Genomic DNA, 11374 nt, shown 5'->3' with positions numbered 1-11374 from the left:
ATGGTTCATTTACTTGTGGTAGACGATGAGAAAGAGGTTGGGACTTTTCTTTCCCGCCTTTTTACGATGAAAGGTTATCTCGTACAAGTTGTGAATAGCGGGAAGGATTTTCATGAAATCGATTGGAATCAGCAGCGTTTTGATGTCGCAATGATAGACCTGAAGCTTCCGGATTGTGATGGACTTTCCCTCCTGCAGCATCTAAAACAGCTGCAGCCGCGTTGCAAGGTACTGATCATGACCGGATACAGCACCGTCAAGACCGCTGTTGATGCAATGAAACTTGGCGCGAGTGATTATATGGAAAAGCCCTTTGTGGATATTGAAGTACTGGAAAGGCAGATTGACAACCTTTTGAATGAAAATGAAGATTTGAATCAGCATTTCATCCATAAACTTGCCGAGGATTCAGGACTCATTGTCGGCGAAAGTCCTTTAATGAAGAATTTGATTGAAATGGCTTTCAAGGTGGCTCAAAAAACCGTCAATGTATTAATTGAGGGAGAAACCGGAAGCGGTAAAGAAGTGCTTTCACGCTTCATTCACATTGCCAGCCCCCGAAACCATGAACCTTTTATCGGCATCAATTGTGGAGCGATCTCTGAGTCCCTGCTTGAAAGCGAATTATTCGGTCATGAAAAGGGTGCGTTCACCGGAGCGACCCAGCTGCGAAAGGGTTTTTTCGAAATTGCCGGGAACGGGACGCTTTTTCTTGATGAAATTGCGGATGCGAGTCCCGCCATCCAGGTCAAATTGCTTCGTGTTTTGGAAACGCGGGAATTCATGAGGGTTGGCAGCAGCGGGACATTACGGACGAACGCCCGGTTAGTGGCGGCCTCCAATGAAAATTTGCAGCAGGCAGTGGACAAAAATAAATTCCGGGAAGACCTATTTTACCGACTGAACGTCGTGACTCTCAATATCCCGCCTTTAAGGAACCGAAAAGAGGATATTCCCCTGCTTGTCCGTCACTTGATTGAGAGGAATGGTCATGGAGATATCTCTTTTTCCAATGAAGCCATTGAAAAATTACAGCAATACAATTGGCCAGGCAACATACGCGAACTATCTAATGTGGTCATGCGCACATTAACTCTCGCAGACCATAAGTCGGTAATATCAGCCAATGATATCTCCCTCACTAACAGCCAGATCACCCCCTGACAAAAACGTGTCCACTAGTGGAATTCAGTCAACTGAAAACCTTCTTGAAGAATGGCGAAAAAGACTGGTGGCTGACTTTAATGAGAAGGATGAACTGATGCTTGAAGAAATTCTTACGGAAATCAAACAGCTTCAATCCACAATTGGAAAGGAGCTCGTCATGCAGGCCCTGCAAAAAACCTACGGTAACCGGAATGAAGCAGCCAAACGCTTGCAGATATCCATAAGGAAATTACGTTATATATTAAATGAGAAGAACCAGACATAAAAAGGAGGATGCCCCGTCCCTGGGGCATCCTCCTCTGTTCCTATTCTAACGTCAATACGATGCGTCCGTTGATTTCTCCCTTTTCCATCATTGAAAACACATCATTTATTTCATCAAGTTTCCTCGTCTCTATATTCGTTCTGACTTTACCCTCAGCCGCAAATTGAACAGCTTCCTGTAAATCTTTTCTCGTGCCGACGATTGACCCTTTTACAGTTACCCCATTCAGCACTGTATCAAAAATCGGGATTGGAAGTTCATCATTCGGCAATCCGACTACGACAAGTGTCCCGCCCCTCTTGACTGAACTGTAAGCCTGTTCGAAAGCTTTTTTCGTAACCGCTACAGAAATGGATGCCTGCACACCGCCAACTTTATCCTTTATAGCCTGTACAGGATCGGTCTTCAGTCCATTAATCGTGTAATCCGCCCCAAGTTCCGTTGCAAGATCAAGCTTATCATCTTGAATATCGACAGCAATGACATTAAAGCCCATCGCTTTCGCATATTGCAGGGCAACATGTCCCAATCCGCCAATTCCATAAACCGCTACCCAATCACCAGGCTTTGCTTCTGATACCTTAAGCGCTTTATAGGTCGTTACACCTGCACAGAAAATTGGTGAAACCTCCGCAAAGTCAAGCCCTTCAGGAACCTTCACCACATATTTGGCGGGTGCTTTACAATATTCAGCATACCCTCCGTCCACGGAATAGCCTGCATTCAATTGATCCAAGCAAAGCGTTTCCCTTCCGGTCAGACAGTATTCACAATCGCCACAAGCCGAATAAAGCCATGGGATCCCAACACGGTCACCTACTTTCAAGGAAGTTACGCCTTCTGCCACCTTTTCTATAATGCCCACACCCTCATGTCCGGGGATAAGCGGAAGCTTTGGTTTTACCGGCCAATCACCATGTACCGCATGCAAATCGGTATGACACACGCCACATGCTTTAATTTTCACTAATATCTCACCATATTCCAACTCTGGGATGGGAACTTCTTTAATCTCAAGTTTTTGGTTAAATTCATTGACGACCGCCGCTTTCATTGACTTGACCTTTTGTTTTGCATTTACAGTGCTTGCCCCTTGATTTACATTCATGATTCATTTTCCTCCCTATTCCAGTGGATATTATTTCTTGCTACTTACACCTACTACTTACACAAGATGCAAGTGCCATGCCACTGCAAAAAGGCAAAGAAGACAGCATTCACTTTAAAAAAGTGCCGAAAATTCGGCCCATTTGGACGAATCAATGGCTCAAGTTGGACGAAATCCGGTTTGTATATTGCAGAAAAAATGGCTCACCCTATAAATAGGAGGTGTCTAAAACATGGACCAATTTGAAAAGGCCTATGAATCATATAAACAGCAGGGAACACCGCAAGCAAACCAAGCTGATTCAGCAGGAAAAGAAGAAATCATCGCTGTAAGGAAAAATGAAGAGGACAATATTATCGCCATCAAGACGAACTCCGGCCGCGAACTCGACTACCCCACAGCCCTTTCGGAAGCCAAAGCAGGCAACCTGGCCAATGTTGACGTCTTTCATAAATATGGACGTGACATATTGCGGAGTGAGCCCGATGGGATAAAAGAAAATAACCTGGATCAACTGCCGGAGTTTTGAGGGGGAGACTGCCTGATACGGGCAGTTTTTTCTGTTTGGATGCGCTAAAAAAGAACCAGCATGATTAGCCGGATCCTTATTTTTCATACTGATAAGATTCAGAGATTTCGAGCAGTCGGCCACAGGTCTCGACAACCTCGATGATTTCCATCCATGACATGTCCAGCCCCAGTTCATTAGCATGGGAAATCTTATCCCTTAATTTCCGGATGGCATTCGCATCCTTTTTCCCTTTACTTTTCGAAGGGATTTGGAAGAAGCGCCTCAAATCTTTATCTTTATGTATGATATCGAATTTATCACTGATTTGCAGGCACTCTATTATATTGATATCCTCGTTTTTATCGATTCTCCTTCTATATAATTCGGTTGCCTTTTCTAAACGGTCTTCGCTGATCATTGGATACCAGCTACCATCGCCGAATCTATCCTGGATGATATCGCTCATCCTCATTTCCAATAAAGTAATATATCCGAATATCAGCATCCTGATCGGAGGCTTTTGAAGGTCGGCATGGGTGATCAACTTTTTTATCGAATTATTCTCTAATACGAACACCCTTGTTTTATACTTGAAAATCTGGAGAAGCTGGATCAAAGGAGTTGAATCCGATACCATTTCCCTTGGTGAGAAGTTTCTCAAATATTCAGAGATGCTTCCTTCACCGAGTTCTTCCCTTTCGATATACCCGATGATTTCCCCCTGATCTTGGACTGCCAATATATCATAATTCTTTTTTTCCAATGCTTTCTGGATATCCTTCGCCAGATCGTTATTATGGCAAAACTCAAGCTCCTGGGCAATGCTTTTAACCGTTATATTCTCTTCATAAAGAGTTTTAAGACTAAGATAGCTGTTATTGCTTTTTCTTTTGCTTTCATTTAACATCTTTCAACCTCCGCTCAAGGAACACTTTCTGCCCGATTTTCCGCTTAAATCATAGAAAATGTATGCGTTCACCACTAAAATAAAGTCCACCATAGTGGACTCAATTCCATTCATGTGCATTTTTCGAAACCATCAAAGGCCATCAACTGCATTGCCAACCGCCGTTTCCTCATTCCCCTTCTCTTCCCAACCTTTGCAAACATCCACCCAATCCTTCGCGCCTGAATATTCAAACAACTCAGCGAGTTTAAGTTCTATTGCAGAGTTCGCACTGCCGCATGCCGGAAACAATGACTCAAAGCGTTTCATCGATACATCAAGAAAAACAGCTAGATCATTTGCCAGACCAAACGGGCAAACTCCTCCGATGGCATGGCCGGTCTGTGCAAGCACTTCTTCTGGTGAAAGCATTCGTGCCTTGAAACCGAACGTCTGACGAAATTTCTTATTATCCACTTTCGCGTCTCCTGCAGCAACAATCAAAATGGCTTTTTCACCTTCCCCCTTAAAGGAAAGAGTCTTAGCAATCCGCGCTGGGATAACACCGATGGTTTCCGCCGCTTCAATCACCGTAGCACTCGATGTTTCGAACTCCATCACATCGCCTTCCCGATCCCATTGTTTAAAATGGCTTTTGACACTCTCGATCGACATAATATATTCACTCCTTAGAAGTACATATTGAAATAATATCATCCTTCATTGCAATAAATCAAAATCCAATTAAGCTACCTCCCCTGCTTGGAAACTATAAATTAAAACCATTCTTTACAAATTGACGAAACAAGCTTGCATGGGATACTATTAATAATCGGGCAAACGCCTAAACGTGGTTCGTAACCATCCCACGATAAAAAACTAGGGAGAGAGTAAAATGAATGTTCGTACACTCGTGATAAGCGGGTTATTGGCTGCCTTGTATGTGGCGGTCTCATTGGCGTTCCAACCAATATCATTTCAGATGTTCCAATTTCGTGTACCGGAAATATTGAATCATCTGATTGTATTCAATAAAAAGTATATCTACGGTATCGTCGGCGGAGTCTTCATATCGAATCTGCTTTTTTCGCCGATGGTTCCATATGATTTGATTTTTGGGGTGGGGCAATCTCTGCTCGCCTTATTGCTTGTCATTTTTGTTTCTCGGTTCATAAAAGGCATTAAAGGACGGATGATCGCCACGATTATCTTTTTCACGTTCACAATGTTTTTAATTGCAATTGAACTGAACCTTGCCCTGGGCTTCCCATTCTGGTTAAGCTGGATGACCACGGCTGTCGGTGAATTCGTTGTCCTCTTGATTGGGGCTCCAATCATTTATGGAATGAATAAAAGAATTCAGTTTGAAAAGTGGCTTTAATGGAATCTTCGCGCCGTGAACCCACTATAATGGAAAAGAGCTGTCTGCATGATGCGGCAGCTCTTTTTTTTCACCAATGAACTCGAAAATGATAAACTACTAGTAAGAATGGTGGTGGCCCTTTGAAAAAAGTCCTGACCATAATCGGTCTATTGGTAATTGCAATATTTATTATTTCTAATGCAGAGTTATTCACTTTGGTTTGGAAAAGTGATCTGGATTCTGTTATTGGCATTTTGAAGGAAAACCTTTTACTTACATTTATTGTGACATTCGTATTGATGTTTGTACAAAATTCTTTTACAATCATTCCCTTAATTTTGCTCCTGACTATCAATGTCACGATATTCGGATTCATATATGGATATCTATGGAGTTGGTTTACAAGCGTTGTTGCCTCAGGTTTCATTTTTTATGCAGCAAGAAACTGGTTTCAGGAGCCTCTCTTAAAGAAGATTGGTGAAAAGTGGCAAGAAACTGTTGTGGAGCATGGCTTCATGTACGTTTTTACAGGCAGGATCTTCCCTCTGATCCCAACAAGCTTAATTAACTTGGTAGCTGGTGTCAGCACCGTCACTTTCAAGGATTTTTTATTAGCGACGGCACTTGGCAACCTTATTTACTTTTTCTTCCTTTCGCTCATTCCATATGGACTGCTATCTGTTGAAATGAACCAATATACGCTAGCAGCACTCGCACTCGTCCTCTTACTATTTTTCATTATCTATAAGCGCGCAAAAAAGAAAAAGAAACTGACCTTCTTCAGAAAAAACAGGTGACCATTGGCCCCTGTTTTTTTATTTAGGATTCTGCATATATTTTTTTCCGATAGTTTGTTAAAATGTGTATGTAATTTTACCATAGAAATGTCTTAAAATCAGGGAGAATCTCCATGTCCAAACGCTCCATCTTAGCAATATATATCCTATTCGGGATTCTTACACTAGTCGTGTTCGACTATTTTTTAACTACAAATATCCAAAACAAAGAGGTCTTCATTCAACTTCAAAGAGCGGAAGGATTTGTTTTCCTTTTATCAATAGGCTTGGTTTTATATCTTTATTTGGCTAAAAGGGAAGAATTCAAACAATTAAAAGAAGCGGAACAACGTCGGCGTACACTCATAAATTCAATGGTGGATTTCGTTAACTTCAAGGATGGTGATGGCCGATGGCTTGAATCCAATACCTTCGGGCTGCAATTATTCCAATTGGAACATGTCGACTATAAGGGAAAAAGAGACAGTGAGCTCGCAGAATACTCCGAATTTTATAAAGAGTCGTTGATCTACTGTGAAGTTTCCGATGAAGAAACGTGGATAAAAGGGGAAATCACAAGGTGTGAGGAAATCGTCCCTCTTCCCGATGGCAATCACAAGACCTTTGATACGATCAAAGTTCCCCTGTTCAATGAGGATGGTTCACGAAAAGGCTTAGTCGTCATCGGCAGGGATATTTCTGAAAGAGTAGTCGCGGAGAATCAATTATTCCATAGTGAACAACGCTATAAATCATTGTTTGAACACAACCCTTATCCGATGCTGATGCTTGATTTAAACGGAATGATCACGACCGTAAATCCAAGGTTTGAAACTGTAACAGGCTTTCAACAGGAAGAAATACATGGAGCCTCATTCATTAATTTGAACTTCTCAGCTGAAGACGCGGAATTGATCCGTACATCTTGCCAATATGTCATGGAAAACCAAAAGGGGATAAAAAAAGGGAAAGATATAGAATTCCTGACGAAGTACGGGAAGTCCATCTTACTTTCTTGTACGTTTGTCCCGATGATGGTTGGAGAGGATTTAGTCGGAATCATCACTTATGCTAAAGAAGTCACTCAAATTCGGGAAACCGAAGCACGCTTAAGAAGAACTGAAAAATTATCGGTAGTCGGCGAACTTGCCGCAAGTGTGGCCCACGAGGTACGAAACCCGCTGACTTCTTTAAAAGGTTTCGTCCAGCTGCTTAAAAAGAGCGACCATCCCTATGAACAATACTACACGATCATGTTAAGTGAATTGGACCGGATCAATCTTATTGTAAGCGAGTTACTCGTTCTGGCAAAACCACAGGAACTTCCATTCACCAAACATCAAATCATCGACCTGATGAATGATGTCAAAACCTTATTGAAACCAGAGGCGGACTCGTACCCCACCCAAATATCAATATCTGTTAAAAACGAAATACCACTTCTATTATGTGAGGGAAACCAATTAAAACAAGTATTCATAAACATGCTCAAGAATTCAATGGAGGCATCCGCCGATCACATTTGGATAGATTTCGAACGCATCGACAATAACCTTTCCATTACCATCAAAGATAATGGAAGCGGAATTGAAAAAAAACGGATAAAGCATCTTGGCGAGCCTTTCTACTCTTCCAAAGAAAAAGGAACCGGATTAGGACTGACAGTCAGCTGCCGAATCATTGAGGCTCATCGGGGAAAGGTCAGCTTTAACAGCGAATTAAACCATGGAACCGAGGTCCAAATCATTTTGCCCATAAAAATATAAATCCGAGGACAAGCCTAAACCTTGTCCTTTTTTTCAGGATTCAGACCCATTCCTATTTAATCAGGGAGGTGAAGAAATCCTTTATTTTCCCAAAGAATGACACGGCCTCAACAGGTTGTTCGCCATTAACCTGGCCTTCAGTATTATTGAAGGTATCGTTCTCCGACTTGCCAGCTGTACTCATTTGCGTTGCCTCAACTTCCACCTCTTTTGTTTCGACATCATCCACGGTTTCTTCCTCATCCATTTCCACATCCATATCCTTTTCGAAAACAAGGACGTAAGTACGGCGCTCCCCATCCTTTGAAACGGTAACGGAAATGGCCGTTTTCGCTTTATCCTTGATCTTCACTTTATTACTGCTCTCACCGTCATATTCAATCGTTGCTCCACTGGCATTTGCCGTCGCATTCATTTCGACTGAAGAAATATCATTATCGACCTCGATATGATAGGTATGCTCATTAGATTCAAAGGATTTGTTCCATACTCCTGATGATACAGTCAGATTGTTTAACACTGGAGCATCATTGCCTTCCTCACCTAAAGAATCTGCTGACGTTACCTTCTCTATAGAATCCGTTTTCGCTTTTTGTGTTGAAATGCTTTCAAGTTGCTGTGCTTTCGGTACTTGGCTGACACCACTGCTTGGCTTTAGATTATTGGTGGTCTCCGTTGATGTTACAGATGATTTATTCCCCATATCGGAGGATTCCGTTGGTGTTACAGATGATTCATTCCCCTTATCGGAGGGTTCCGTTGGTGTTACAGATGATTCATTCCCCTTATCGGAGGAAGGTTGAGTTTTACTAGTTCCTGTTGAGGGCTCCTGTTGAACTTCACCCTCTTTAGGTGCAGTTTGCGATTCTTCTTTTTCCTTGGCTGCCGCCCGTGTAATCGTAAGCGTATAAGTTTTTTCCTCTCCATTTTCTGCTGTAACGATAATCTTCACCGTTGTCTTACCGATTGGAGGGGTAACTTTTACACCTGCACTGGTTGCATCCTTTCCATTCACCTTTACAATTGCAGTACTGTCACTTAATGTCGGAGTTACTGTAATGGACTGGACTTCATTTTCAACAGAAGCATTATAAGCTGTCACTTTAGAATCGAATGTCAATGAGCCTTTTGATAATCCGATTGATGTTAAAAGGTTATCATCACTTTCAAGTTTTTTGACCTTGAGAGTATAGGCAACCGTTTCATTTTGCCCATCGCTGACGATGATTTCAAATGTATTCATGCCAGTTTGAAGCGGTAAGTCCTTCACCTTCCCCTCTGTCATTTTGACACCATTCACATAGATGGATGCATTCTCGTTAGGACTTGCTGCAAGTAAGTTGATCTTTTCCACATCATTCCCCACTGCCGAGCTATAGTCGTGTACATCTTCTGAAAATTTTTGATCCAGTGCTAAACCCTCTATTTCTAACTTTGAAAGACTATTTACCGTTTGTGCCTCTTTTTGAATGACGGAAGTGACTTCCTCAGCCCCTACTGCGGGCATATAAGTGGATGTTCCCATCCCCACAAGGGAACCAACCAAGATTACTTTCACACTTTTTTCTTTTAATCCCTTCTTTAGCAAAGCCTATCCCTCCTATAATTCCTGTAAACATGATAGGTTCAGGTTATCAAAGGAACCTTAATTATTTCTTAATGCAGTTTATAACAACAGGATGCCTATTAATGTTTTGCAAAGCGGAATTCCAAACCAAGATTTATGGCTATAATGGAGGTAGGAAGGCAAATCTAAACTTATTATTATCACTTTTCTAGCGAACCTTTCAAACTGCCTTTAGATAACTAATTTATTTTCACTGTTTTTTCACATTTTCCTTTTATAATGGGCTTACATGATCTGATGAAAGGATGATGGCACACCAAGATGAAAAAATATTTATGGCTGGTAGTCAGCCTATTCAGTTTGCTTTTATACCCAGCAACGGCTTTTGGTCATGCTACGGTAATTAGCTCTAATCCTAGCCCGAATGAAGCGATGGATACTCTTCCTGAAAAGATCAGCATTCAATTCAGCGAGAATATCCAACCATCTTTCCATTCGCTTGAGGTATTCAGCCATGATGGGGACAAAATTCAAATTCAAGACAGTACAATCTCGGAACAAAGTGAAAGAATACTGGAAGCTAAGTGGAAGGGCACTATCGACGAAGGGATTTACTACATTAAATGGAGAGTTGTTTCAAGTGATGGGCATCCCATTGAAGGAACAATTCCCTTTCAATTTGGAGATTCAGCGGGCCTTTCAGACCAAGAAAATCCCGTAGTGAATGCAAGTTTTCCGAATTCCATCAATGTTATCCTTCAAAGTCTTCAATACATATGCTTCGCTGCACTTACTGGAATCCTTTTTTTCAGATTATCTTTAATGAAGGATTCTCGACTTTTTGAAGAAAGCAGAAGAACACGTCTATACCTTTGGCTTTCATATGCAGGCTTAGCATTTTCCATCTTATTCAATCTGCCTTTAAAAGTTACGATTGACGCTGGCGTAGGTTGGACAGATGCATTTAAATTGAGTTATATAAAAGAAGTATTGAATGCTACAAACTTTGGAACTGTCTGGATCATTGAAGTTCTAATATTGCTGCTTCTATTTTTAGTGATTTATTTCATGCTCGAGAACTCCCTGAATAAATCATTGCCTTTCCTTTCTTTCATCATAATGGCAAGCTTGATGATTTGTAAGGCTTTAACTGGACATACAGCAGCTGTTCCTAATCAGTTTCTGGCCGTTTTGATGGATTTCCTTCATTTGTTGTCCATGGCTTTATGGCTCGGCGGCATTATGGCCTTATTGGTGATTTTACCTGGGCTTGCTGAACGGCAGGCAGTCCAAGAAGATAAGAAAACATTTTACTGGTCGATCATTCAAAGGTTTTCCAGATGGGCATTTCTGTTTGTAATCATACTGATTGTTAGCGGGATATATAGCAGTTTACAGCATGTTCCGACTGTCCATTCATTGTTCAACACAACATATGGACAATTGTTACTGGCGAAAATCGGTCTCATGTTAGTCATGATCGTTTTAGGAGGCTTTCATTTTCTCAGAGGGAAAAAACAAACGAAAAAACTTGGTTATAGTGTGGGAATGGAGTTTGGTTTAGGGATCGTCATACTTCTCGTTGCATCTCTATTGACAAATGTCCAAACTGCCATGTCTTCTCCAGGGCCCATTGAAAAGACGTTAATGACTGAAGAAAATAATGAGGTTACATTAATGGTAACTCCCAATGAAGTCGGGGATAACCTGATTCAAGTAAATCTTTCCAATGAAGGCAAACCCATTGCTGAAATAGAGCAGCTTACAATCACTATGCAGCCAGTAGATACGCCAAGCGGTGAAATAAAATTGCAAATGAAGGAGAAAAACACAGGTACATTTACATCCAAGTCTTTATTAACCATGCCAGGAAAGTGGAATATCCATGTTCACGGATTAACTGAAAACCTGGATTCAATTAATGCTGATTTTATAATTTTGATAGGGAATTCATAATAGGAGGGA

Annotated in this window: 11 protein-coding genes and 1 riboswitch; of the genes, 7 read left to right on the top strand and 4 right to left on the bottom strand. The window is 41.4% G+C overall.

Annotated features, from left to right (window positions below; translation table 11 throughout):
• Both QNH43_RS02295 and QNH43_RS27600 read left to right on the top strand, forming a co-directional pair.
• The gene (locus QNH43_RS02295) at nt 1-1164 is read left to right on the top strand and encodes a sigma-54-dependent transcriptional regulator (protein ID WP_349654798.1); all 1164 of its coding nucleotides are present in this window, start codon (nt 1-3) and stop codon (nt 1162-1164) included.
• Nucleotides 1165-1261: 97 nt separating this feature from the next.
• Nucleotides 1262-1432, top strand: a complete 171-nt coding sequence (locus tag QNH43_RS27600; protein WP_349654797.1) for a helix-turn-helix domain-containing protein — start codon at nt 1262-1264, stop codon at nt 1430-1432.
• 40 nt (nt 1433-1472) lie between these two features.
• Here the strand turns inward: QNH43_RS27600 and adhP are convergent, their stop codons facing one another.
• A complete protein-coding gene (gene adhP / locus QNH43_RS02290) occupies nt 1473-2486 on the bottom strand; it encodes an alcohol dehydrogenase AdhP (protein ID WP_076372823.1) in 1014 nt (337 codons plus the stop codon).
• A 286-nt stretch (nt 2487-2772) separates the two neighbouring features.
• On the opposite strand from adhP, the gene QNH43_RS02285 reads away from it, so the two are divergent.
• The gene (locus QNH43_RS02285; protein WP_076372809.1) at nt 2773-3069 is read left to right on the top strand and encodes a DUF3892 domain-containing protein; all 297 of its coding nucleotides are present in this window, start codon (nt 2773-2775) and stop codon (nt 3067-3069) included.
• Between the two features lie 76 nt (nt 3070-3145).
• Here QNH43_RS02285 and QNH43_RS02280 read toward each other — a convergent pair whose 3' ends face one another.
• Complete coding sequence (locus tag QNH43_RS02280; protein ID WP_283916656.1) at nt 3146-3958, bottom strand: hypothetical protein; 813 nt, start codon at nt 3956-3958, stop codon at nt 3146-3148.
• A gap of 132 nt (nt 3959-4090) precedes the next feature.
• A complete protein-coding gene (locus tag QNH43_RS02275; RefSeq protein ID WP_283916655.1) occupies nt 4091-4612 on the bottom strand; it encodes a YbaK/EbsC family protein in 522 nt (173 codons plus the stop codon).
• A gap of 169 nt (nt 4613-4781) precedes the next feature.
• A riboswitch (PreQ1 riboswitch) is annotated at nt 4782-4826 on the top strand.
• Nucleotides 4827-4832: 6 nt separating this feature from the next.
• Here QNH43_RS02275 and QNH43_RS02270 point away from each other — a divergent pair.
• The 3 genes from QNH43_RS02270 (at nt 4833) to QNH43_RS02260 (ending at nt 7842) form a co-directional block, all read left to right on the top strand.
• On the top strand, nt 4833-5318 hold the full coding sequence (locus QNH43_RS02270; RefSeq protein WP_283916654.1) for a QueT transporter family protein: 486 nt from the start codon (nt 4833-4835) through the stop codon (nt 5316-5318).
• 122 nt (nt 5319-5440) lie between these two features.
• Entirely contained in the window at nt 5441-6097 is a 657-nt protein-coding gene (locus QNH43_RS02265) for a TVP38/TMEM64 family protein (protein ID WP_076372801.1), read from the top strand.
• 113 nt (nt 6098-6210) lie between these two features.
• Nucleotides 6211-7842 carry a PAS domain-containing sensor histidine kinase gene (locus tag QNH43_RS02260; RefSeq protein WP_283916653.1) on the top strand — a complete coding sequence of 544 codons (1632 nt, stop codon included), beginning with the start codon at nt 6211-6213 and terminating at the stop codon, nt 7840-7842.
• 52 nt (nt 7843-7894) lie between these two features.
• Here QNH43_RS02260 and QNH43_RS02255 read toward each other — a convergent pair whose 3' ends face one another.
• Complete coding sequence (locus tag QNH43_RS02255; RefSeq protein ID WP_283916652.1) at nt 7895-9430, bottom strand: cadherin-like beta sandwich domain-containing protein; 1536 nt, start codon at nt 9428-9430, stop codon at nt 7895-7897.
• Nucleotides 9431-9730: 300 nt separating this feature from the next.
• Between QNH43_RS02255 and QNH43_RS02250 the strand changes: the two genes are divergently transcribed.
• A complete protein-coding gene (locus QNH43_RS02250) occupies nt 9731-11365 on the top strand; it encodes a copper resistance protein CopC (protein WP_283916651.1) in 1635 nt (544 codons plus the stop codon).
• The last annotated feature ends 9 nt before the right edge of the window (nt 11366-11374 follow it).

Source organism: Peribacillus simplex (assembly GCF_030123325.1).
Taxonomy (GTDB): domain Bacteria; phylum Bacillota; class Bacilli; order Bacillales; family DSM-1321; genus Peribacillus; species Peribacillus simplex_D.
This window is presented reverse-complemented; position numbering and strand designations above follow the sequence as displayed.